General features: G+C 64.2%; 25 protein-coding genes. 7 read left to right on the top strand and 18 right to left on the bottom strand.

Annotation, left to right across the window (positions count from 1 at the left end; translation table 11 throughout):
- Positions 1 to 3: 3 nt before the first annotated feature.
- The 6 genes from K289_RS0120225 to K289_RS0120200 all read right to left on the bottom strand — a co-directional run bounded on the left by K289_RS0120225 (position 4) and on the right by K289_RS0120200 (position 3,377).
- The gene (locus K289_RS0120225) at positions 4 to 492 is read right to left on the bottom strand and encodes a DUF2852 domain-containing protein (RefSeq protein ID WP_027553200.1); all 489 of its coding nucleotides are present in this window, start codon (positions 490 to 492) and stop codon (positions 4 to 6) included.
- Between the two features lie 121 nt (positions 493 to 613).
- Positions 614 to 1,363, bottom strand: coding sequence for a TetR/AcrR family transcriptional regulator (locus K289_RS0120220; RefSeq protein ID WP_027553199.1), 750 nt, complete (start codon positions 1,361 to 1,363; stop codon positions 614 to 616).
- 125 nt (positions 1,364 to 1,488) lie between these two features.
- Positions 1,489 to 1,851: a YciI family protein gene (locus K289_RS0120215; protein WP_027553198.1), complete on the bottom strand. Its 363-nt coding sequence runs from the start codon at positions 1,849 to 1,851 to the stop codon at positions 1,489 to 1,491.
- 60 nt (positions 1,852 to 1,911) lie between these two features.
- Positions 1,912 to 2,316, bottom strand: coding sequence for a YciI family protein (locus tag K289_RS0120210; RefSeq protein WP_027553197.1), 405 nt, complete (start codon positions 2,314 to 2,316; stop codon positions 1,912 to 1,914).
- A 155-nt stretch (positions 2,317 to 2,471) separates the two neighbouring features.
- Complete coding sequence (locus K289_RS0120205) at positions 2,472 to 2,888, bottom strand: YciI family protein (protein ID WP_027553196.1); 417 nt, start codon at positions 2,886 to 2,888, stop codon at positions 2,472 to 2,474.
- A gap of 123 nt (positions 2,889 to 3,011) precedes the next feature.
- Positions 3,012 to 3,377, bottom strand: a complete 366-nt coding sequence (locus K289_RS0120200; RefSeq protein ID WP_027553195.1) for a nuclear transport factor 2 family protein — start codon at positions 3,375 to 3,377, stop codon at positions 3,012 to 3,014.
- A 232-nt stretch (positions 3,378 to 3,609) separates the two neighbouring features.
- On the opposite strand from K289_RS0120200, the gene K289_RS0120195 reads away from it, so the two are divergent.
- The 4 genes from K289_RS0120195 to K289_RS0120175 all read left to right on the top strand — a co-directional run bounded on the left by K289_RS0120195 (position 3,610) and on the right by K289_RS0120175 (position 6,058).
- A complete protein-coding gene (locus K289_RS0120195) occupies positions 3,610 to 4,398 on the top strand; it encodes an SDR family NAD(P)-dependent oxidoreductase (RefSeq protein ID WP_027553194.1) in 789 nt (262 codons plus the stop codon).
- A gap of 141 nt (positions 4,399 to 4,539) precedes the next feature.
- Entirely contained in the window at positions 4,540 to 4,977 is a 438-nt protein-coding gene (locus tag K289_RS0120190; RefSeq protein WP_027553193.1) for a hypothetical protein, read from the top strand.
- A gap of 174 nt (positions 4,978 to 5,151) precedes the next feature.
- A complete protein-coding gene (locus tag K289_RS0120185; protein ID WP_156918078.1) occupies positions 5,152 to 5,331 on the top strand; it encodes a hypothetical protein in 180 nt (59 codons plus the stop codon).
- Between the two features lie 373 nt (positions 5,332 to 5,704).
- The gene (locus tag K289_RS0120175) at positions 5,705 to 6,058 is read left to right on the top strand and encodes a hypothetical protein (RefSeq protein ID WP_027553191.1); all 354 of its coding nucleotides are present in this window, start codon (positions 5,705 to 5,707) and stop codon (positions 6,056 to 6,058) included.
- A gap of 108 nt (positions 6,059 to 6,166) precedes the next feature.
- Here the strand turns inward: K289_RS0120175 and K289_RS0120170 are convergent, their stop codons facing one another.
- From K289_RS0120170 to K289_RS0120155, 4 genes are all read right to left on the bottom strand, one after another.
- Complete coding sequence (locus K289_RS0120170) at positions 6,167 to 6,580, bottom strand: VOC family protein (RefSeq protein ID WP_027553190.1); 414 nt, start codon at positions 6,578 to 6,580, stop codon at positions 6,167 to 6,169.
- 36 nt (positions 6,581 to 6,616) lie between these two features.
- Positions 6,617 to 7,153: an SRPBCC family protein gene (locus K289_RS0120165; RefSeq protein WP_027553189.1), complete on the bottom strand. Its 537-nt coding sequence runs from the start codon at positions 7,151 to 7,153 to the stop codon at positions 6,617 to 6,619.
- A gap of 185 nt (positions 7,154 to 7,338) precedes the next feature.
- Entirely contained in the window at positions 7,339 to 8,637 is a 1,299-nt protein-coding gene (locus K289_RS0120160) for an RNA polymerase sigma factor (RefSeq protein WP_027553188.1), read from the bottom strand.
- Positions 8,634 to 9,002, bottom strand: coding sequence for a YciI family protein (locus K289_RS0120155; protein ID WP_027553187.1), 369 nt, complete (start codon positions 9,000 to 9,002; stop codon positions 8,634 to 8,636). The genes K289_RS0120160 and K289_RS0120155 overlap by 4 nt, the downstream gene beginning before the upstream one ends.
- 141 nt (positions 9,003 to 9,143) lie before the next feature.
- Here K289_RS0120155 and K289_RS0120150 point away from each other — a divergent pair, with 141 nt between their 5' ends.
- Entirely contained in the window at positions 9,144 to 10,109 is a 966-nt protein-coding gene (locus tag K289_RS0120150; RefSeq protein WP_027553186.1) for a glyoxylate/hydroxypyruvate reductase A, read from the top strand.
- A gap of 43 nt (positions 10,110 to 10,152) precedes the next feature.
- Here the strand turns inward: K289_RS0120150 and K289_RS0120145 are convergent, their stop codons facing one another.
- Positions 10,153 to 10,800: a TetR/AcrR family transcriptional regulator gene (locus K289_RS0120145; protein WP_027553185.1), complete on the bottom strand. Its 648-nt coding sequence runs from the start codon at positions 10,798 to 10,800 to the stop codon at positions 10,153 to 10,155.
- 103 nt (positions 10,801 to 10,903) lie between these two features.
- On the opposite strand from K289_RS0120145, the gene K289_RS0120140 reads away from it, so the two are divergent.
- Entirely contained in the window at positions 10,904 to 11,548 is a 645-nt protein-coding gene (locus tag K289_RS0120140; RefSeq protein WP_027553184.1) for a glutathione binding-like protein, read from the top strand.
- 49 nt (positions 11,549 to 11,597) lie between these two features.
- Here K289_RS0120140 and K289_RS0120135 read toward each other — a convergent pair whose 3' ends face one another.
- From K289_RS0120135 to K289_RS0120105, 7 genes are all read right to left on the bottom strand, one after another.
- Positions 11,598 to 12,386, bottom strand: coding sequence for a sugar phosphate isomerase/epimerase (locus tag K289_RS0120135; protein ID WP_051310694.1), 789 nt, complete (start codon positions 12,384 to 12,386; stop codon positions 11,598 to 11,600).
- A 98-nt stretch (positions 12,387 to 12,484) separates the two neighbouring features.
- Complete coding sequence (locus K289_RS0120130; protein WP_027553182.1) at positions 12,485 to 13,252, bottom strand: ABC transporter substrate-binding protein; 768 nt, start codon at positions 13,250 to 13,252, stop codon at positions 12,485 to 12,487.
- Positions 13,253 to 13,290: 38 nt separating this feature from the next.
- On the bottom strand, positions 13,291 to 13,671 hold the full coding sequence (locus K289_RS48740; RefSeq protein WP_245283964.1) for a cytochrome c: 381 nt from the start codon (positions 13,669 to 13,671) through the stop codon (positions 13,291 to 13,293).
- Between the two features lie 62 nt (positions 13,672 to 13,733).
- Positions 13,734 to 15,449, bottom strand: a complete 1,716-nt coding sequence (locus K289_RS0120120; protein WP_027553180.1) for a PQQ-binding-like beta-propeller repeat protein — start codon at positions 15,447 to 15,449, stop codon at positions 13,734 to 13,736.
- A gap of 394 nt (positions 15,450 to 15,843) precedes the next feature.
- Positions 15,844 to 17,502, bottom strand: a complete 1,659-nt coding sequence (locus tag K289_RS0120115) for a hydantoinase B/oxoprolinase family protein (protein ID WP_027553179.1) — start codon at positions 17,500 to 17,502, stop codon at positions 15,844 to 15,846.
- Between the two features lie 2 nt (positions 17,503 to 17,504).
- Positions 17,505 to 19,589, bottom strand: a complete 2,085-nt coding sequence (locus tag K289_RS0120110; RefSeq protein WP_027553178.1) for a hydantoinase/oxoprolinase family protein — start codon at positions 19,587 to 19,589, stop codon at positions 17,505 to 17,507.
- A gap of 126 nt (positions 19,590 to 19,715) precedes the next feature.
- Positions 19,716 to 20,522, bottom strand: coding sequence for an NAD-dependent protein deacetylase (locus K289_RS0120105; RefSeq protein ID WP_245283963.1), 807 nt, complete (start codon positions 20,520 to 20,522; stop codon positions 19,716 to 19,718).
- 220 nt (positions 20,523 to 20,742) lie between these two features.
- Here K289_RS0120105 and K289_RS0120100 point away from each other — a divergent pair.
- Positions 20,743 to 21,007, top strand: a 265-nt coding sequence (locus tag K289_RS0120100) for a transposase (protein WP_035685302.1), incomplete at its 3' end; no start/stop codon positions are given.

Below are 21,007 nucleotides of genomic sequence, written 5' to 3'. Positions count from 1 at the left end.
GGATCAGCCCTGCGGCGGCTGGTCGCTCGGCGGCGGCGTCGGACGGGTCTTGTGCTGCGCCATGAACTGGTCGAACTCTTCCTTGTCCTTGGCGTGACGCAGACGGGTCAGGAAGTCCTTGAACTCGCGCTGCTCCTCCTCGAGCCGCTGCAGGGTCTCGGCGCGGTACTCGTCGAAGGCGCGGTTGCCGGATGACGGCGGGCCGAAACCGAAGCCGAAGCCGCGGCGCTCCATGCGATCGCGCATGCGATCCATCTTGTACTGCATCCGCTCCATCTTGTTCTGCCAGCGATCCTGGTGACTCCAGCACGACATTCTTCTGCTCCCGAGTGTGAAAAAGAGAAGGGCAAGGCCGATCGGCCACCAGATGATGAAGCCGAGGATGGTCACGGCGATCCAGCCGGGATGCCAGGGCGTGTCGAGCATGTGGGGGCGTTCGTAGGGTTGTTCCGAAGGGCCGCGCCATCGATTGACATCAGCGGTGTAGGCCATTTCCCATCTCCATCACGGCATCAGCGCCGTTGTGAATGTAAATAACATTTACATAGCTAGACCATCCCGCGTTTTTGTCAAGCCGGCCGCCTGACAGGCGCGCCGATTTATTTGCGCAACTTTATTTCGGCTTGCCCCAAGGACCACCTGGAGTAGCGCCGGGAGTCACGCCGGAACCGGAGGACGCCTCCGGTGGCACGGGCGGCGGCTCGGCGCCTTTCGCCGCGGGACGGCGATCGGTCGGGAAGCCGAGACCGCGCAGATAGATCAGCACCTCGGCTTCCAGCAGCTCATCGGGCGACATCGGCAGCTTCCGCCGCGCGGCGTCGCCGCGCGAGAACAGCGATGCCACGCCATGCGCCATCGACCAGATATGCAGCGCCATCATCATCGCCGGCGGACGCGGCGTGCCGGGCGGTGCGAGCGCCGCAAGCCGCTCTGCCGCGGCGCGAATGATGTTGAAGGCGCGCTCGCTCGCGGCCTGCAGCGCCGGATTGGCATCGACTGGAAGGCCGGATTCGAACATCGCGTTATAGAAGGCCGGCTCCTCGCGGGCGAAGGCGAGATAGGCCCTGCCGACGCGCTCGAACGCGGTCACCGTATCGGGCCGTCCGTCGTCCCAGGCCGCGGTCAGGCGCGCCTCGAACTGCTCGAAGCCGCGCTGCGCGATCGATGACAACAGCTCGTCGCGGTCGCGAAAATGCCGGTACGGAGCGGCCGCGCTGACGCCGGCCATGCGCGCGGCATCGGCGAAGGTGAAGCCGGCAGCGCCTTTCTCGGCGATCAGCCCGAGCGCGGCCTGCAACAAGGCTTCCTTCAGATTGCCGTGGTGATAGCCGCGCTCGGCGCGGCGCTCCTTGCGCCAGCTCATGTGAACGGCTTTTACATGAGCCGCGCGCGAAGGTCACTAGCGGGAACGGGTTTTGGTGAACCCGTACTTGCACGGTCATTTCCGGGGCGACGCTGCGCGTGCCCTGGAATGACGAGTCCGAGGCACTAGCCGCCCGGGATCGGCAGGACCGGCATGATCTCGACCCGCTCGCCGGGGAAGATCGCGAAGTGCGGGTGGTTCTCGAACATCTTGGCCGCGGCCTCATGGGAGGCGGCCCGGACCACGGTGAAGGCGCCCATCTCATTGGCGATGTCGGCGATGCCCTTGCCATCGACCTTCTTGGTCTTGCCGAGCGGGCCGCCCATCGCCTGGATCGCGCCCTGGTGCTTCTCGACCCAGCCCTTCCAGGCGGCCATGCCTTCCTGCTCTTTCGCCTTGCGCTCCGTTTCGGACATCGCATTCCATGCGACCCATTTCGGACTGTTCTTGCTGCCGAGGAAGACGGCGAGATAGGTGTCGGTGCTCATCGGTGGTTTCTCCCTTGCGTGGTGATTGACGAAAAGCCGCGGCGTCGGCCGCGACTGCTGCTACTTCTTCAGGTCGTCGAAGCCGGCGGCGGCCTCCTGCACGTCCGGCGGGAAGTCGCCCATCTCCTGCACCTGCCGGATCTCTATGATTTCGTTGGGCGAGGCCGGGCACTTCCTGGCCCAGGCGATCGCTTCCTCGCGCGAGGCGACCTCGATCATCCAGTAGCCGCCCAGGACTTCCTTGGCTTCGGTGAAGGGGCCGTCGGTCACGATCGGCTCGCCGGTGGCAAACGACACGCGCGCGCCCTTCGACGGCGGATGCAGGCCGTCGAGCGTGATCAGAACGCCCGCGTCCTTCAACGCCTCGTTGTAGCGCATCATCGCGGCGACGCGTTCCGGATCGAGCTGCACATCCGGCGGTGCGGTCTCGTAGCCGAGGGGGATCATCAGCATCATGAATCGCATGAGGGCTCTCTTTTGGTCGTGAACACGCGAATGTCTTCCGCTGTCTTTCCGGGATGCGCAGTGAGGCGCAGACCCGGAATCCATTCATCCGCGGTCATCGCGGCCCGATGGATTCCGGGCTCGATGCTTCGCATCGCCCCGGAATGACGGTGAGGCTATTTCTTCGCCGCATGGGCGCGGGTGCGCTCCTCCTGCTCGCGCAGCTCGGGCGTGAAGGCTTCGCCAAAATCCTCGGCCGAGAACACCTGGCGGATCTCGATCTCGGAACCGGGCTCGAACGGCGCGCGCTTCATCCACGCGATCGCCTCATCGAGCGAAGAGGTCTTGATCAGCCAGAAGCCGGCGATCAGGTCCCGCGACAGATTGAACGGGCCGCGGGTGACGCTGGCGTCGGCGGGCGAATATCGGATACGGGCGCCCTTCACCGTCGGATGCAGGCCCTCGCCGGCCTCGATCACGCCGGCCTTGGCCATCTCCTCGTTGAATTTGCCCATGGCGGCCAGCATCTCCGTGGTCGGCATCTTGCCGGCCTCGGTGTCCTGATTTGCCTTGACGATCACCATGAAACGCATCGACCTGCTCCGTGACGTTCTTTGGGGGGCGGACCGGCTTGACCCGCGCTCCCCTGTAAGACGAACGCCGTTGTACAGAACCGACACGGGAACGAAAATTATTTCGGAAGCCATGGCGCGCCGTCAGCGCGGCTGCCGGAGGAACCGACCATCCTGGCGAGCCGCGCCGAAATAAACGTCGATGCGGTGGACCTTGTCACTGGCGAAGGCGAAGAACTCGGTGTTGCGAAAGCTCCTGCCATCTGTTGCCAGACAGTGATAGGTCACGAAGGCCTCATCCCCGGCGACGAAGATGCGCTCGATGTCGTGGCGAGCGATCCAGCCGGTATCGCGCCAGCAACGTTCGAAATAGGCCTCCTTGTCGAGGTCGTCGTCGAAGGGGCTGGTGAAGCGGAAGTCATCGGCCAGCGCGTCGCTGACCAGTTGCCGATCATTGGCGAGATAGGCGGCGAACAGGTTTCGAATCAGGCGCTCGCGATCGTCAGGCATGGTCACATCTCCCCGTTGGATTCAATGGAAGACGAAGCAAGCACCGTCGTGCCGACATACCTCCGGCGCGGTTCCAAGGGCACGTCGTCATGCCCGGCCGCCATTCCTCCATCGGCGCCGCACCGGGGTCGATCGGAATGCTCTGAGACCTTTCTCGGCCGCTCGAAAGCGAAGTAAAAGGGGCCAGGCGCTCGCGCGCGACCAACCTTTCGGACACAGGACAGATCAAGAGATGCCGCAGGCCCCGCAAAAAGTCGCCCTCGTCACCGGAGCCGCACGCGGCATCGGGCTTGCGGCCGCCAAGAAGTTCCTCGCCGAGGGCTGGCGCGTGGCGCTGCTCGACATCGAGGGCGAATTGCTCGGCCGCGCGGTGGCCGAGATCGGTCAGGGCGAAACCACACTGGCGCTGACTTGCGACGTCTCCGACGCGATTGCGGTCGGTGCGGCAATGAAGACCATCGAGCAGCGCCTTGGCCGTCTCGATGCGCTCGTCAACAATGCCGGGATCGCGGTGTTCGCGCCGCTGATGGAGACGTCGGATGCCGACTGGAGCCGTGTGCTCGAGGTCAACCTCACCGGGCCCTTCCTTTGCACCAAGGCGGCGGTGCCCATGATGCGCGAGGCGAGCGGCGGCGCCATCGTCAACATCACCTCCATCTCGGCCGTGCGCGCCTCGACGCTGCGCTCGGCCTACGGCACCAGCAAGGCCGGGCTCGCGCATTTGACGAAGCAGCTCGCGGTCGAGCTCGCCTCCCTCAACATCCGCGTCAACGCGGTGGCGCCAGGGCCGGTCGAGACCGCGATGGCCAAGCAGGTGCACACGCCGGAGATCCGTGCCGACTACCACGACGCCATCCCGCTCAACCGCTACGGCCTGGAGGAGGAACTTGCGGAAGCGATCTTCTTCCTATGCTCGGACCGCGCAAGCTACATCACCGGCCAAATTTTGGCCGTTGATGGCGGCTTCGATGCGGCTGGCATCGGTCTGCCGACATTGCGCGGCCAGCGCCGCAACGGATGAGAATTGTAGGGTGGGTTAGCGCAGCGTAACCCACCACTTCCGGCGCCGCGGCTATGAAAGTGGTGGGTTACGCCTAGCGGACTGCGCTTCGCGCAGCCGCAAGGCTAACCCACCCTACGAATCGAGCTCTGGGAGAGCAGCATGCGACGCGTCGTCTTTGTCAAAGCCTTGATGTGGTCGCTCGCCCTGCTCGCGGCCGCGCCCGCCTCGGCCGAAATCCGCATCATGCAGAGTCCGGGCGGACAGGTCGGACCGTTCCTCGACCTGTTCGAGAAGGTGCGCGAGAGCGGCGACCGCGTGGTGATCGACGGCCCCTGCCTGTCGGCCTGCACGCTGGTGCTGAGCATCGTGCCGGGCGAGCGCATCTGCGTTACGAAGCGCGCGGTGCTCGGCTTTCATGCTGCGCGTTCGGTAGACCGGAGCGGGCGCTTCTATGCCGAGCCGGAAGCGTCCGAAGCCGTGCTGCAGGCCTATCCAGGTCCGGTGCGCAACTGGATCAGCCGCCATGGTGGGCTGAGCTCGCGACTGCTGCTGTTGAAGGGGCGCGAACTCGCCGCAATCTATCCGCGCTGTCGATAGCGTTTTTCGCAATCAGCTATCCGCGCCGCGGAAGATGATTCGTCGGAACCGACGCACACAATTTGCGCGCGTCACGTCGGGCAAATGCGCCACAAGTGTGAACCGCGTCACACTAACGCCAACTTGGCTTGGCATACATGACACCGCACGACACGGATGTCCGCGGAGATAGTCATGACCAGCATCAGCAGCGACGGACATCCCGATGCGCAAGACCAGTCATCGCACTTACGAAAATGGAATGAACAGGCCGTCACTGCTGCGTTGCTGATCACGAGCGCCGTCGCAACCCTTGGCTGGCTCTACGCGCTCGCAGAGGGAGCCTTGGCCGTCGTGAACTGGCTGCTCTCCTAGAAGAGAATCTGAATCATCGGAGCCAGCTTCATGCTGGCGCAGATGAGCATCCCCCACAGGGCAAAGTTGATTTGTAGCGCCGCTGCCATCGGTCGCTCCCCTCTCAAGTGACGTCCACCCCAGTTTTTAAATCTTATGAGACAAGGCTATCGATTCTGACGCGAAGTTCACAGCCTAATATTGCGCCAATTGTTGTGCGATGCAGTCCGTTTCATTCCGCGAAAGCTCACGCGCGCTCTTGCAGAATGAGGCGAAAGCAAGAGTCATATTCGGCCGTGCCGGCGACGTCGTTTCCCTTAGGTCTGATTTAACAATCGCGATGCGAAGGCTCCACGCGGATGTTGCGTGGTGCGTACCGCACAGCAGGTCCGGCATGACTCGATACATCTTCATCTTGCTCAGTTTTTGCGCCGCGCTCACTGGGTGCGCAAATGCACCGGCCTCGGAGCGTCGCCCGATCGCATGGGACGGACTCGGTCGGGACCCGAACCGCACGGCTGTCACAAAGCATCGCAATGCGGATCGTGCTCCGGCGGAGAACGACACCAACCCGAATCAGGAACGTGAGAGAGTGCTGGGCACGCTGCGCCCGTATTCCGAGGCGTGGTGGGCGGTCCAAGACGAGATCGAGGCCGAGAACGACAGGCAGCTCGGATCGAAGCTCGTGATCTGTCCGCGCTGTGTTCCACCGGCGCCGCAAGAGGATGTGACCGGGTCGATCCGCTGAAGCAGCGCGCGGTCCCGGCGGCGGTGAGGACTACTTCTGCGCCCTCTCGCGCCAACAGCGCGAGAGGGCATTGGTGTCATCGCGCCATCGACGCGATCGAATCTGCGCTCACATCCCTTCGGCGGGGCAGTTCACCATCCAGGGGATGCCGAAGCGATCGACGCACATGCCAAAGCCCTTGGCCCAGAACGTCTTGCTGAAGGGCATGGTGACGGTGCCGCCGTCGGCGAGCGCATTGAACTTGCGCTCGGCTTCCGCGGGATCGGTCAGCGTGAGCGAGATCGAAAAGCCCTGCGGCTTCTGCACATGCTCGGGCGGCGTGTCGGAGGCCATCAACACGCTGCCGTCGGGCAGCGACATCCGCGCGTGCATGATGGTCTTCTCGCGGCCGGGTGTGGCGGGCATGTCCGCCGGCGCCTCGGAGGCGCGCAGCATCGCCTCGATCTTTCCACCCAGCGCCTTGGCGTAAAAGTTGAAAGCCGCTTCGCAAGTGTCCTGATAGAACAGATAGGGATTGAGCATCGTTTCTCTCCTCTTGGTTTCCTTGGGCAGTGAGCGTCACTTCTCGGTGAGCTTCTTCAGGCTGGCGAGGCCGGCCTCGAAATCCTTGCCGATCATGCTGTCCATGTTGACGAAGACCTGCATGATCTTCGACATGAATGGGGCCGGACCGTACATCGCCCATGTGACCAGTGTGGCATCACCTTGCGGCACAAAGGTGAACTCCGCGGTGTTGTGACCTTCGAACGGCCGCTCGAAATCGAGCTTGATGCGGACCTTCGACGGCACGTCCGCCTCGAGGATCTCCATGTGGCCGGCGCCGACATTGTTGTTGCCGTCCCAGGCATAGGTCGCGCCCTTGCCCTGCGCGGTTCCGCCAAAAGTGCGCTTCATCGCGGGATCGCGGCCCTCATAGGGCGACCAGCCGGTCCAGCGGTGGAAATCTGCAACCAGCGGATAGATCGCCTCGGCCGGCGCCTTCACGGCGAGACGGCGCTCGACGCGGAACGTGTCGGGCTTAGTGAGCGCGAGGGCGAGGACGGCGGCGAGACCGACCGCGATCACGACGGCGAAAATGGCAACAGCTTTCAGCATGAATGGCTCCGTTGGTTATGGGCTAAGGACGAACGGGGAAGGATGGGATCGACAGCGTGGAACAGAAATTTTTCGGCAGGCTACCCGCCCCGCGTCATGCCCGGGCATCCACGCACTTGGAGAGCAAGGCAGAACGTGGATGGCCGGGACAAGCCCGGCCATGACGGTGTGGAGTCGAGCCTGCCCTAATTCACCTTCACGCCTTGCTTGGAACTTCCGTTCCCCTTCGGCCGGCTGTCCCTGATCAGGCGATCGAGATGCATGCGGATGTGGGCGGCTTCCGCCGAGGTGTTGGCGAGCGCGATGGCGCGGTCGAAGGCGACGCGGGCCTCGTCGTTGCGGCCGAGCTGCATCAGGAAGGCGCCGCGCACGCCGTAGAAATGGAAGTAATTGGCAAGTTTTGGCGCCAGCGGCTCGATCAGGTCGAGCGCGGCTTGCGCCCCGCGCACCTTCGAGACAGCAACCGCGCGGTTGAGCGTCACCACCGGTGAAGGCTGCACCAGCTCGAGCGCGCCATAGAGCAGGTCGATCTGCGTCCAGTCGGTCTCCTCCGGCGTCGAAGCGCGCGCATGCAGCGCCGCGATCGCCGCCTGGATCTGATAGGGGCCGCTGCGATGGTGACGCATCGCCTTGTCGATCAGCGCCAGGCCCTCGGCGATCATGGTGCCGTTCCACAACGAGCGGTCCTGATCTTCCAACAGGATCAGCGAACCGTCCTTGGCAAAGCGCGCGGCGCTGCGCGCATGCTGCAACAAGATGAGTGCCGTAAGTCCCATGATCTCCGGCTCGCTCTGGAACAGCCGCAATAGCAGCCGCGCCAGCCGGATCGCCTCCTCGCAGAGCGGCTTCCTGATCTCGGCGGTATCGCCGCTCGCCGAATAGCCTTCGTTGAAGATCAGGTAGATCATCGCCGCGACGCCGGCGAGGCGCTCCGAACGCTCGACCGCACCGGGCGCTTCGAAGGGCGCGCCGGCCTCGGCGATCTTGGCCTTGGCACGGGTGATGCGCTGCTCCATCGCCGCTTCCGAGACCAGGAAGGCGCGCGCGATCTGCTTGACGGTGAGGCCGGAGACGATGCGCAAGGCGAGCGCGATCTGCTGCGTCGCCGGCAGTTGCGGATGGCAGCAGATGAACATCAGCCGCAGGATGTCGTCGCGATAGTGCGAACCGTCGAGCCGCTCGGCAAGCTCACCTTCGGCGTCGCCGAGATCGGAGATCGCCTGATCGTCCTCGGGCAGCGGCTCCTGCTTGCGAGTGCGGCGCACCTCGTCGATCGCGACGTTGCGGCCGACCATGATCAGCCAGGCGGCGGGGTCGCGCGGCGGCCCGTTCTGCGGCCAGGTCTTCAACGCGCGCAGGCAGGCGTTCTGGAACGCCTCCTCCGCCGTATCGAGATCGCGGAAATAGCGGAGCAGCGCACCCACCGCCTGCGGTCGCGCCGAGGTCAGCGCGGTCTCGATCCAGGCGGCATCGGTGTCGCTCACGTCAAATTCCCTCCGGGTCTGAACACGCCGACCGGACGCACCTCATAGGCGCCGCCGGGATTGGCGGCCCCGAGCTCGCGCGCGACGTCGAGCGCGTCGTCGAGATTCTTGCAGTCGACAATGTAGAAGCCGAGCAACTGCTCCTTGGTTTCGGCATAGGGGCCGTCGAGCACCAGCGGCGGATCCTCTTTGCGCAGCGTCGCGGCCGCAGTGGTCGGCAACAGCCGCGCCACCGGCCCGAGCCGGCCTTGTTTGGTGAGCTTCTCCTGCACCACGGCGAGCTTTTTCATCACGGCATCGTCCTGGTCCTTGCTCCAGGAACCGACGAAATCCTCATCGTGATAGCAAAGGATGGCATAGAGCATGGGTGGCACTTTCCTCGTCTCGTTTTGAAGACGAGCCAATATGCCCTGCCCCGACAGCGATGCGGAAATAATTTGCGAGAAAAGTCCGTCCGTTCGTGCCAAGGAGGGCCTTCAAAAGCGGAACCCGATGAGGCACCTGGAATGACCAAAGGCACACTGGCCGTCCTGATCAACAGCACCCAGCAGAACTGGCTGCCGGCGCGCTGGAAGACCCGGTTCGAGGCGGTCTGTGGCGGCCGCCGCGTGGTACTGCTGCCCGACGCCGGGCTCGATCCGGCCGAGGTGCACTATGCCGCGGTGTGGAAGCCGGCACCGGGCGAGCTCGCCGCATTTGTGAACCTGCGTGCGATCTTCAATCTGGGTGCCGGCGTCGATGCGCTGATGGCCGACCGCAGCTTGCCCGACGTACCGCTGGTCCGCGTCGCCGTGCCCGACCTGACCAATCGCATGACCGAATACGTCGTGCTGCACGTGCTGATGCACCATCGCCAGGAGCTTTACTTGCGGCAGTCGCAGCGCGAGAAGCGCTGGGAGCCGAAATATCAGTGGCCGGCGAGCGCGGTCACGGTCGGCGTCATGGGGCTCGGCACGTTAGGTGCGGATGCGGCCGGGGTGCTGAGGCGGCTCGGCTTTCGCGTCGCAGGCTGGAGCCGCAGCCCGCGCGCGGTCGAGGGCGTCGAATGCTTTCACGGCACCGCGCAGATCGATGCGTTCCTGAATGCGACCGACATTTTGGTGTGTCTCCTGCCACTGACGCCGGACACTCAAGGCATCCTCAATCGCGACGTCTTTACAAAGCTCAACCGGAAGAGCCTGCTCGGCGCACCGGTGCTGATCAACGCCGGCCGTGGCGGCTTGCAGAACGAGGCCGAGATTCTCTCCTGCCTCGACGACGGCACCCTTGGCGCCGTCTCGCTCGACGTGTTCGTGCAGGAGCCGCTGCCGCAGGACAGCCGCCTCTGGACCCATCCGAAGGTGGTGCTGACGCCGCACAACGCGGCCGACACCGACGCTGAGGCGATCTCGACCTATGTCGCCGAGCAGATCGCCCGGTTCGAGGCCGGCAGCGCGCTGGAGAATGTGGTGGATCGGGCCAGGGGGTATTAGGCGCTCGCTTGCGCCACACACTCACTGTCGTCCCGGCGATGGCCTAACTTTTGGCTCCCACCATCACGTCGATCGCGCCCGACACGATCGCTTCCAGCTCCTTGCGCGGCACGCGGGCACGGGAGCGGATGGCGATGGTGTGCACGGTTGCGGAGGCGAGCTGCGCCAGCACGGCGGGATCGGCCGTCTCCGGTAACTCGCCCTTCTCTTTCGCCCTGCGGAAGCAATTGGCAAAGGCCTTGTCGAGCTCGGTGAGCCCGTCGAGCACCATGGCGCGGATCTCGGGATCGCCGACGGCTTCGGAGGCCGCGGTCACCACCGTGAAGCAGCCGCGCGGACCGGTGTCGCCGGAGAGATAGATGTTCAGCGCCGAGGCGAAGATGCGCTCCAGCCGCTGGCGCAACGGCATCTCCTCGCGAAAGATCGCGACCATCGATGCGCGCGCCTCCTCGCGGTAGCGCTGATAGCTCTTGATGTAGAGCTCGCGCTTGTCCCCGAAGGCACCGTAGAGGCTCGGCCGGTTCATGCCAGTCGCTTCGCTGAGATCGTCGAGCGAGGTCGCCGCAAAACCCTGCTTGCGGAACAGATCGAGCGCCTTGCCGAGCGCGACATCGGGCTCGTAGGCGCGCGGGCGGCCGCGGCGTTTCGGTTGCTCGGGGGCCGCGGGCGGCCCTTTCGATTTTTGTACCATTTCGCAAGATAATCCTTGACCTGTTTTATATTATGCAAGACAGTACAAAAATCAATCTGGCCAGGTTGAGCGAAACTCGAGGAATTGCCCAAGGAGGCTACAGATGGACCTTTATTTCTCACCGCTCGCCTGCTCGATGGCGACCCGCGTCGCGCTGTATGAAGCCGGCGCCGAGGCGAATTATCTCGAAGTCGATCCGCCGACCAAGAAAGTGCTGAACGACGGCTCCGACTTCCGCGCCGTCAATCCGATCGGCCTCGTACCGACGCTGCGCACCGACGAGGGCGTGGTGCTGACCGAGAACGCGGCGATCCTGCAATATGTCGCCGACCGTTTTCCGCACTCCGGCATCGGCACGCCACCGGGCATCGATCGCACGCGGCTGCATCAATGGCTCTGCTTCATCGGCACCGAGTTGCACAAGGGTCTGTTCGTGCCCGTGCTCGACCGCAAGGCGCCGCAGGAGGCCAAGGCCTACGTGCTGGAGAAGAACCTGTCGCGGCTCGACTATCTCGACAACTACCTGCAGGACCGCGAGTTCCTGCTCGACCATTTCAGCGTCGCCGACGCCTATCTTGTCACGGTCATCAACTGGACCATGGCGACGCCGCCGATCGAGCTCGCGAAATGGCCGAACGTGAAGGCCTATTACGAGCGCCTGCGTCAGCGCCCCTCGATCGCGAAGGCGATCGCGGAGGAGTTCGAGCTGTACAAGGCCGAGCAGGCGCGGCGGAAGGCGGCGGCGTAGCGAACAGTCGAGGCATCGTCGTCCCGGCCTCCGGGCCGGGACGGCAGCATCATCTGCCCTGCGCAAAATGCGGTTGGCGGCGAAGGAAAGCGATGCTGATCTCAATGCTTCGCAAGGGATCGGCCGAAATATCCTGCTCGACGAACATATGCTGCACGCCGCTCTCAAACGCAGCGTCGAGTATCCCAGCGAAATCAATCGTGCCACGCCCCAGCTCGGTGGTCGATCCATCCGTCGCCATGTCCTTGAGATGAAGCAGGCGAAATCGCGATGGATGTGCCCTCAGAACAAACGCGGAGTCGAGATTGCCCCTGGCTGCCCAGTAGACGTCGAGCTCGAACTTGACGAAGCGCTCGTCCGTGCGGCTGAGCAGAACGTCGTACGGCAGGATGCCGCCAGCGAGGTCTGCGAACTCGAAATCATGATTGTGATAGGCGAGCGTCAGCCCGGCACGCGCCGCCAGTTCACCGATCCTGTTCAACTCGTCGCAAATCCGCTTCCAGTCATCGATCGTCTGTCGCTCCGGCGGATCAAGCCATGGACAGACGACGAACCGGCTGCCAAGCGAATGGGCGAGGTCGAACGATGATCCGGTCTTGTCCCGCAGGTTGCCATATTCGAGATGCAACGACGGTGCGCTGAGACCGAGGCTGCGCAAAAGCTCGCCGGTGCGCCTTACGTCAGGGCCGAGAATGCCGGCGAACTCCACCTCGCTATAGCCGAAGAGAGCAACGTTGCGCAGGGTGCCCTCAAAGTCGTTCTTTAGGAGGTCGCGGACCGTATAGAGTTGGAGACCGATCCTGCGTCCCTCGCCGGCGGATGCCGAAGCCGCTCCCATTGCCGCTCCGGCGGCCAGACTTTGAAGGACATCGCGCCTGCTAGGTGGCGCGCCTCGATTGATCGAGCCCTTTGGACTACCGGGGCCGAGGCGCACGGCTATCTCGGCGCCTCGAGGACGATACCGTAGCGGCGATAGATCCGATCGATCGTGCCGTCGTTCCGTAGCCGTTCCAGCGCTGCGTCGATGGCTTCGCTGAACGCATCATCCGGGCGAACCATGCCGACGGCGACATTCCAGTTGAGATCGGCCACGCTCTCGTCGCGATCCAGGATCCGGAGTGCCTTGTCCGGATGCGTCAGATTGAAATAGCTCGCCGCGGTGGGCGTCACCGCGGCGGCATCGATCTCATGGTTTGACACGGCATCGAGGCTGTCGCTCTCGAAGCCGAAGGTCGATGTGGGCACGTGCCGTTGACCGATGATCATGGCGGCAACAGATCCGACCTGCACCCCCACCTTGGTAGACCCGTTGAGGCTCTTGAAGGAGGTGAGCGTGCTTGATGACGGCACTGCGAGCGCGACGCCCGTGCGATAGTACGGTTTCGAGATCCTCAAGCGGGTCTCACCCTGCGCTTCACGGTCGGCGATGACATCCAGAAGAATGTCACAGCCGGCGCTCCGCATCTGGTACTGCGTGATGATCCAGTCGAGCCTCAGCGAGACACCGAGCTCGCCTGCCAGCACCTGTCCCAACTCGACCTGGAAGCCGGGCGGATCGCCGGCCTTGCGAGCGAAGGGAAGCGAGTTGGGATGCGCGCAGAGCCCCATCGCGCCGCTCGAGCGGATCGCGTCCAGGGTTCGCGCCTGCGCCGGTCCTGATAGCCCGATGGCGGCGCCGACGATGACCGGGACAATTGCCTTCATTCCGCGTCCTCATTTGGATGGATCGGGTCTTTCGCGATTCAGCCCTCGCGCGGCTTGAGTTGCCGGATGTATGTGATGATCTGGTCGATCTGCGCGTCGCTGAAGGTCTCGCCGAATGCGGGCATCGCGCCTGGCTTGCCGCTCTTGATGCGGCTGCGAAGATAAGCGTCGTCGCGTGTCGTATTCATGAGCTGCGGCCCCTTGCCGGCCGCGCGCCCCCCATCGGAATGACACCAGCCACAGGTCGTTGCAAACAACTGCCCGACGTCGAATGTCTCCTGGTCCGGTGCAGGAATGGCAGACTGCGCATGGACCGGCACGGCACCTGCCAGGGAGACAGCCAGTGCGGCCGCCGGCAGTAACGTCATGGTCCCCAAATTCGATTTCACTGGGTACCGCTCCGTTTTCGCAAAGTCCATCAACCACTGAAATGCGCGGGGAGCGGGAGTGTTCCCGCTCCCCGACAGCTCATCCGTACGACCTATTTCAAGCTGTAGACGATGAGCGCGCCATCGTCGCGCGGCATGCTTTTGTAAACACCGCCGAAGGTCGGCGCGTAGTCGTCCGACGCCATGCCGCCAAAGCCCGCGGTCACCGCGATATACTGCTTGCCACCGGCGGAGTAGCTGACGATTCCGCCCTGATGGCCGGTGCCGTTGTTGTGATTCCACAGCTCGGTCCCCGATTCGGCATCGTAGGCATGAATGGTGCCGCGGGAGTCAGGCACGAACACGAGATTACCCGCGGTCGACAGCACGCTCGCGAGCGGTGGTTCGGGGAAGCGGACTTCCCACTTCTTGGCGCCGGTCACCGGATCGCGCGCGTCGAGATGACCATAAATCTCCCCGCCCGGCGGAGGCGCAATCTTGAAATCGGCCCCGATATTGAGCTGTGCTTGCGGGGCGGTCACCGGCGTCGTCTTCATGACCTCGAGGGTCATGCACCATTCCTGGCCGAGCTTGTAGTAGAGGCCCGTCTTCGGGTTGTAGGAGCCGGCATTGAAGCTGACGCCGCCGGAGATGTGCGGACACAGCGGCTCGTCTACCTTTCCCGGTTTAAAGTCACGCCGGCCAACCAGTTCGCCGGTCTTGGGGTCGATGTTCTTCACAAAATTGCTGTTCTCGGTGATCCGCCAGACGTTCTTCAAACCGAGATTGCGGTCATAGACGAAGATGTAGCCGCTCTTGTTCGGATGAACCACGAGCTTCTGGCCGTCGCGCTCGAGCATCACGAACTCGCCGACGGCGCTGTCGAAGTCCCAGGCGTCGTGCGGCAGCTCCTGATGGTAGAATTTCAGCTTGCCGCTATCGATATCGAGACCGATCACCGAACTCGTATAGAGATTGTCGCCGGGACGCGCACCTTGCGTCTTGTAATCAGTGCCCGACCAATCGTAGAGCGGTGCCGGGTTCGCGGTGCCCCACAGGATGGTGTTGGTCTCGGAGTCGTAGGTGCCCGGCATCCAGCCGCCACCGCCGCCGGTGCGCCAGGAATCGCTGCCCCAGGTCTTCATGGCCTCGTCGGTGCCTGCGACCGTCAGGAACTCCCACTTCTTCTTGCCGGTGGCGGCATCGACGGCGAAGATCGGGCCACGGCCCGGCCATTCACCACCTTGCGCGCCGATGATCACGCTCCCCTTCGCGTAAAGCGGCGCGCCGGTGAAGCCGACAGTGAGTTTCTGCGAGTCGATCAGCTTGGTGTCCCAAAGGACCTTTCCCGTCTTCGCATCCAGCCCGATGAGACGGCCATCCATCGTACCGACAAAGACCTTGCCTTCACCGAGAGCTACGCCGCGGTTGTAAGGAGAGTGGGTCTGTCGGCTGATCAGCGCTTCATCCAGCTCCGGAAAGAACGACCAGATGACCTCGCCCGTCGCGCCATTCAGCGCAAAGACCCGGCTGTAAGAACCCGAGTAATACAGCACGCCATCGGCCACGAGCGGCATTGACTGCAGGCCGCGCGTCGATCGTCCGGGAATGTGCATCCAGGCTACGCCCAGATTGCCGACGTTGTTCGCGTTGATCTGCGCGAGCGGGCTGTAGTGATAGGATTTGTATGAACCGTGATAGGTGAGCCAATCGTTCTGACCGGCAGCCTCGATCCGGGCCGTATCCACGGCTTGAGCCAACGCCGCCGACGCCGCAAGCGTTGCACCGACAAGAACAGGTAAACCCGAGTTAAGCCACTGCTTCCTCATAGGCACTTCCTCCCGCTTTTGTGCTTGATGATTGCGTCTTATAGGCGCCGCCGCGAGGGACGTTTGCAGTTCAATACGTGTCGATTGTTCTCCATCGGGCATGAGCTGCCAACAGATGTCCCTCTCTTTCGGCGCATGTCGCCAAAGGAGCTACGTTCACTGGAGTGATTGCTGTTGCACTTCTGCTCGGCGTCAAAGAGTACGCCGGATCACAGGGAGTGCAAAGACGGAATGCGCGCACGGCGTGAATTTGACGCGAGGGCGAATTTGAAACGGCAGCAGCACTGACCGTTTCGTCTCAATCGACAAATTTCGGACCGAAGCGAGTTACCCGCAAAGCACTGTCGGCGGGACCGGGCTGCGTGACGCAGGGGATACAGCCGAGCCCGTCACCTCACCCCGCGCGGCCATAGATCGCAACCGCATTGTCTGAGGACACCAATCCGCTCTCGACGTCGCTGTTGACGGCCGCGCGATCGCGCTCGCGGGGATCGCCGATGCCGGCACCGCCGGGCGTCATCACCACGAGCCGGTCGTCAGACGGCACGATCTGAAAACCCTTGCCGCGCATTTTCTGTCCCGACTTCAAGCCGACATAGCCGGCTTCGCCATCGCGTCCACCGTCACGGCCGCGCGGCGGATGATCGATGCGGTCGAAGGCCGCCAGGATCTCGAACGGCGCATCGACGCCGCTGCCGACTTCGATGATCTGGCCGAGCCCGCCGCGCGTGCGCCCTGCCCCGCCGGAATCCGGACGCAGCTCCTTGCGCCAGAAGATCAGCGGCGTCTGCGTCTCCGCGATCTCGACCGGCGTGCCGCGCACGCCGCTGGGATAGGCGGTCGCCGACAGCCCGTCCTTGCCGAAGCGCGCGCCGGTGCCGCCATTGCTGGTCACTGCCATCGAGAATCCGTAATTGCCGCCGGCACCAGAGCGTGTCTGTCCGCGCACGTTGAGATTCCACAGGCACGAGGTGCCCTCGGCCGGCACGCGCTCGGGAATGATCTGGCGCAGGCAGCCGAACACCACGTCGGGCAGCATCTGGCCGATCACGTGGCGCGAGGCAACCGGCGCGGGCTTGGGCGCATTCAGGATCGCGCCCGCAGGCGCCGATACCGTGAGCGGTGACAACGAGCCGGCATTGTTCGGGATCTGCGAGGCAACGACGCAGCCGAGGCCGAACACGGTATAGGCGGTGGTGTAGGACAAAGGCACGTTGATGCCGAACTTCGAAGCGGCCGAGGTGCCGTCGAAATCGACGTGAATGCCCATATCCGAGATCGTCAGCGTCGCGGCCAGCGTGACCGGCGCATCATAGCCGTCGACGACCATGCTGTTGCGCCAGCTTCCCTTCGGCAACTTCGCGATCTCCGCAAGCACGGCCTCGCGCGAGCGGTCGCAGATGTAGTCGCCAAGCTCGTCGAGCGTGTCGATGCTGAACTCGGTCATCATCTCGACGAGGCGTTCGCAACCGACATCGTTGCAGCCGGCGAGCGAATAGGTGTCACCCTCGGTGTCGATCGGCAGCCGCGTGTTGGTGCGGATCATCGCCATCAGCGTCTCGTTGACGACGCCGCCATCGATCAGCTTCAGCATGGGGATGTAGAGCCCCTCCATGAACACGTCGGTGGCATCGGGTCCGAAGCCGATGCCGCCGATGTCCATGAGATGGCTGGTGCAGGAGAACAGCGCGACGACCTTGCCGTCCTTGAAGCAGGGCGTGGTGACGACGAAATCGTTGAGATGGCCGGTGCCCATCCAGGGATCGTTGGTGATGTAGGCGTCACCCTCCTTCATCGTCTCAATCGGGAAATGCGCGATGAAATGCTTGACCGATTCCGCCATCGAGTTGACGTGGCCGGGCGTCCCCGTCACCGCCTGCGCCAGCATCCGCCCCTTGAGGTCGAACACGCCGGCCGAGAGGTCGCCGCATTCGCGCACGATCGGGCTGAAGGCGGTGCGGAGCAGCACCTGCGCCTGCTCCTCCACCACGGCGATCAGCCGGTGCCACATGATCTGGAGATCGATCAGGCTCGCGCCGCTTGCGTTGCTCATGATCATGCCGCCTTTCGTTCCATGACGATGCTGCCGGCACCATCGATATGGGCGTCGAAACTGGTGGAGACGAACGTTGACGTTTCGTCTTCCGCGATCACGGCCGGTCCCGCGATGGTCGTGCCCGGCGCCATGTCCTCGCGGCGATAGAGCGGGATCTCGATGACCTCGCCTGCCCGGCCGTCGAAGAACTTCCGGCTGCCGGAGGCCTTGCCGGCCGGCTTGCGCGCGACGGCCGCGACCGTGGGCGGATTGCGCGGCTCGGTGGTCGCCAGCACCGACCAGCTCAAGACCTCGATGGCGGCACCCGGGATCGGCCGCTCGAACATCGCGGCATAATCGGCCTCGAACTTCTGGCGCAGGCCGGCGAGATCGGCCGTCGTCAGCCGCCGGTTCGGCAGCTCGACCGCGATCTCGTGGCCCTGGCCGACATAGCGCATGAACGCGGAACGGCGTTCGTGCACGGGCGCACCGGCCGCACCGGGCTCGACCAGCGCGCGCGCCTCGGTCGCCATCTCCTGGAGCAGGTCCGACACCGCCTCGGTGTCGAAATCGTCGAGCCGGACGTGACGGCTGCGCACGAGCTCATAAGCGATCGGAGCCGCCAGGAATCCGACCGCCGAGCCGACGCCGGCATTCGACGGCACGATCACGCGGGAGACGCCGATCTTCTCGGCGACACGTGCCGCATGCAGCGGCGCGGCGCCGCCGAACGCGATCAGCGTGTGCTGGCCGACCACGGCGCCGCGCTCGACCGCGTGCACGCGCGCCGCGCTCGCCATGTTCTCACAGACGACCTCGTGCACGGCGTAGGCCGCAGTTTCCGCCGACAGACCGAGCGGCTCACCGACGTCGCGCAGCAAGGCCTCTTTCGAAAGCTCGGGGCTGAGCTTGATCGTGCCGGCGGCAAAGGCGTCGGGGTCGATCATGCCGAGCGCGACGTCCGCATCGGTCACGGCGGGACGCTGTCCGCCGCGGCCGTAACAGGCGGGTCCCGGTTCGGACGAAGCGCTCTCGGGGCCGACGGTGACCCGCTTCATCGCATCGACATGGGCGATCGAGCCGCCGCCGGCGCCGATCTCGACCATCTCGATTACGGGGATGCGCACCGGGAGCCCTGAGCCTTTCAGGAAGCGCGCGGCGCGATCGACCTCGAACACGCGCGAGGTCTCCGGCTGAAACTTCTCGATCAGGCAGATCTTTGCGGTGGTGCCGCCCATGTCGAAGGAGAGCACCTTGCTCTCCCCTGACCGAGCGGCGATCTGCGCCGCGAAGATCGCGCCACCGGCAGGTCCGGACTCGACGAGACGCACCGGAAAGCGCCGCGCCGTCTCGATCGAGGTGACGCCGCCGCCGGAGGTGACGAGATAGATGGCGCCGCGGAACTGCTCGACCTGCAAGGCATCGGCCATGCGGGCAAGATAGCCGTCGATCAGCGGCTGCACATAGGCATTGGCGACCGCCGTCGAGGTGCGCTCATATTCGCGGATCTCGGGACAGACCGCCGAGGACAGCGTCACGGAGACGCCGGGCATCTCCTCGGCGAGTATCGCGGCCGCGCGACGCTCGTGCTCGGGATTGGCGTAAGAGTGCAGGAAAGCAATCGCGACGCTCTCGACCTTCAGCGCCCGCAGCTTCGGCACGACCGCACGCACCGCCGCTTCGTCGAGCGCGAGGCGGACGGCACCATGCGCATCGATGCGTTCAGGCACGGTGAAGCGCAGGGAACGCGGCGCCAGCGGCTTCGGCTTGTCTATCGAGAGGTCATATTGGTCGTAACGGCTCTCGGTGCCGATATCGAGCACGTCGCGAAAGCCGTCGGTCGCGATCAGCGCCGTCTTCGCGCCACGCCGCTCGATGATGGCGTTGGTGGCAAGCGTCGTGCCATGAATGAAGACGTCGATGTCGCTGATATGTGCGCGCGCGTCAGTGAGGATGAGACGCATCCCGTCCAGCACCGCCTGCTCGGGCCGCTGCGGCGTCGTCAGCACCTTGCGCGTCTTGCGCGTCTCGCCCACGTCCAGCACGATGTCGGTGAACGTGCCTCCGATATCGACGGCAAGCCGCACCTCGGCTCCTTCAAGCATTCCAGAACTCTCCGTGCTGATCGTCAAACTGGGGTCGAAACCGCAGCAATTTTCATACCAGCGACCGCGCCGGTGGTGAAGCCACCGGACAGCTTTGCGTGGCACCTATGCGGCAGGAGCGCGCGTTCAGAGCAGGAATGCCAGCGCCGCTTCGCAGCGCTCCTCGACCTTGAGCGCGAGCAGATCGTCGGCGCGGGTGCGGCCGAGATTGACCGCGGCGATCGGGATCTGGCGGCGCGCGGCCGTCTGAACGAAGCGGAAGCCGGAATAGACCATCAGCGAGGAGCCGACGACCAGCATGGCGTCGGCCTGCTCCAGGTGCTCTTGCGCCGTTGCGACGACGTCGCGCGGGACATTCTCTCCGAAGAACACGACGTCGGGCTTGAGGATGCCGCCGCAGGATTCGCAGGCCGGCACGTTGAAGGAGGCAAAATCCGCGTGCTCCAGGTCGGCGTCACCGTCCGGCGCATCCGTGGCATCAAGCGTCAGCCATACCGCATTGGCGCTACCGAGGGCATCCTGAAACTCATTGCGCGGGGTCTTCCGGCCGCAGCCCATGCAGCGGACCAGATCGAGCCGGCCGTGCAGATCGATCACCTGGCGATGGCCGGCCGATTGATGCAGCCGGTCAACGTTCTGCGTCAGCAGCATCTCGCACCGCCCATTTGCTTCGAGCCGGGCCAGCGCATGATGCGCATCGTTCGGGCGGGCCTGGCCGAACCGCCGCCATCCGATCAGGCTGCGCGCCCAGTAGCGCTGGCGCGTGCGCTCCTCGGTCATGAAGGCCTGAAAGTTGACCGGCTGGGTCCGCTTCCAGTTGCCGTGGCTGTCGCGATAGTCGGGGATGCCCGAATTCGTGCTGCAGCCGGCCCCGGTCAGCACGAACAGACGTTCGTGCCGATCAACGAATTCCTCGAGCGGATGTCTTGCCATGGGCGCAGATGTAATCTGCGCCGCCGACTTTTGCCAGATGTGCCACGGAGCTTCCCCGCCGCGACGGGCCAAGCCAAGGGATACTCCTAGACGCGCACGTCAGCTTCGGATGACCAAGCGGAAATATTACGATCAGTCGGCGCATTGCCGCTCGTGACCCTGGCTGTGTGAAAAGTCGCGAGTCGGCTACGATTCCTCCGTTTCCTGATGGGGGGTGCGGATGGGACGTTTCGTTGAAGGCGCGGATAGATCCCAGCTGACGCTCTTGCCGGAATGCCTGGAGGATTGGGTAAGCGAGGACAACGCCGTTTATGTCATCGATGCCTTTGTCGAGGCGCTCGACCTACATGGAATGGGATTCGAACGTGTGATCGCCAAGGAGACGGGCCGGCCCTCCTACCATCCGGCAGTCCTCCTGAAGCTGTACATCTACGGTTATCTCAATCGGGTGCAATCCAGCCGGCGCCTGGAACGCGAGGCACGCC

Origin of the sequence: Bradyrhizobium sp. Cp5.3, from assembly GCF_000426265.1 — a bacterium.
Lineage (GTDB): Bacteria > Pseudomonadota > Alphaproteobacteria > Rhizobiales > Xanthobacteraceae > Bradyrhizobium > Bradyrhizobium neotropicale.
The sequence above is the reverse complement of the archived record's forward strand: the minus strand, read 5'-3'. Positions and strand labels throughout refer to the sequence as shown.

Excerpts from the sequence above, each read along its gene's own strand:
- K289_RS0120205 (WP_027553196.1), bottom strand. The coding sequence starts at position 2,888 with ATGCGTTTCATGGTGATCGTCAAGGCAAATCAGGACACCGAGGCCGGC.
- K289_RS0120150 (WP_027553186.1), top strand. The coding sequence starts at position 9,144 with ATGACCAAAGGCACACTGGCCGTCCTGATCAACAGCACCCAGCAGAAC.
- K289_RS0120145 (WP_027553185.1), bottom strand. The coding sequence starts at position 10,800 with ATGGTACAAAAATCGAAAGGGCCGCCCGCGGCCCCCGAGCAACCGAAA.
- K289_RS0120110 (WP_027553178.1), bottom strand. The coding sequence starts at position 19,589 with ATGCTTGAAGGAGCCGAGGTGCGGCTTGCCGTCGATATCGGAGGCACG.
- K289_RS0120170 (WP_027553190.1), bottom strand. The coding sequence starts at position 6,580 with ATGCTCAATCCCTATCTGTTCTATCAGGACACTTGCGAAGCGGCTTTC.
- K289_RS0120200 (WP_027553195.1), bottom strand. The coding sequence starts at position 3,377 with ATGCCTGACGATCGCGAGCGCCTGATTCGAAACCTGTTCGCCGCCTAT.
- K289_RS0120105 (WP_245283963.1), bottom strand. The coding sequence starts at position 20,522 with ATGGCAAGACATCCGCTCGAGGAATTCGTTGATCGGCACGAACGTCTG.
- K289_RS48740 (WP_245283964.1), bottom strand. The coding sequence starts at position 13,671 with ATGGACTTTGCGAAAACGGAGCGGTACCCAGTGAAATCGAATTTGGGG.
- K289_RS0120225 (WP_027553200.1), bottom strand. The coding sequence starts at position 492 with ATGGCCTACACCGCTGATGTCAATCGATGGCGCGGCCCTTCGGAACAA.
- K289_RS0120135 (WP_051310694.1), bottom strand. The coding sequence starts at position 12,386 with ATGGGAGCGGCTTCGGCATCCGCCGGCGAGGGACGCAGGATCGGTCTC.
- K289_RS0120210 (WP_027553197.1), bottom strand. The coding sequence starts at position 2,316 with ATGCGATTCATGATGCTGATGATCCCCCTCGGCTACGAGACCGCACCG.
- K289_RS0120130 (WP_027553182.1), bottom strand. The coding sequence starts at position 13,252 with ATGAAGGCAATTGTCCCGGTCATCGTCGGCGCCGCCATCGGGCTATCA.
- K289_RS0120165 (WP_027553189.1), bottom strand. The coding sequence starts at position 7,153 with ATGCTGAAAGCTGTTGCCATTTTCGCCGTCGTGATCGCGGTCGGTCTC.
- K289_RS0120175 (WP_027553191.1), top strand. The coding sequence starts at position 5,705 with ATGACTCGATACATCTTCATCTTGCTCAGTTTTTGCGCCGCGCTCACT.
- K289_RS0120115 (WP_027553179.1), bottom strand. The coding sequence starts at position 17,502 with ATGAGCAACGCAAGCGGCGCGAGCCTGATCGATCTCCAGATCATGTGG.
- K289_RS0120140 (WP_027553184.1), top strand. The coding sequence starts at position 10,904 with ATGGACCTTTATTTCTCACCGCTCGCCTGCTCGATGGCGACCCGCGTC.
- K289_RS0120190 (WP_027553193.1), top strand. The coding sequence starts at position 4,540 with ATGCGACGCGTCGTCTTTGTCAAAGCCTTGATGTGGTCGCTCGCCCTG.
- K289_RS0120220 (WP_027553199.1), bottom strand. The coding sequence starts at position 1,363 with ATGAGCTGGCGCAAGGAGCGCCGCGCCGAGCGCGGCTATCACCACGGC.
- K289_RS0120120 (WP_027553180.1), bottom strand. The coding sequence starts at position 15,449 with ATGAGGAAGCAGTGGCTTAACTCGGGTTTACCTGTTCTTGTCGGTGCA.
- K289_RS0120185 (WP_156918078.1), top strand. The coding sequence starts at position 5,152 with ATGACCAGCATCAGCAGCGACGGACATCCCGATGCGCAAGACCAGTCA.
- K289_RS0120215 (WP_027553198.1), bottom strand. The coding sequence starts at position 1,851 with ATGAGCACCGACACCTATCTCGCCGTCTTCCTCGGCAGCAAGAACAGT.
- K289_RS0120155 (WP_027553187.1), bottom strand. The coding sequence starts at position 9,002 with ATGCTCTATGCCATCCTTTGCTATCACGATGAGGATTTCGTCGGTTCC.
- K289_RS0120195 (WP_027553194.1), top strand. The coding sequence starts at position 3,610 with ATGCCGCAGGCCCCGCAAAAAGTCGCCCTCGTCACCGGAGCCGCACGC.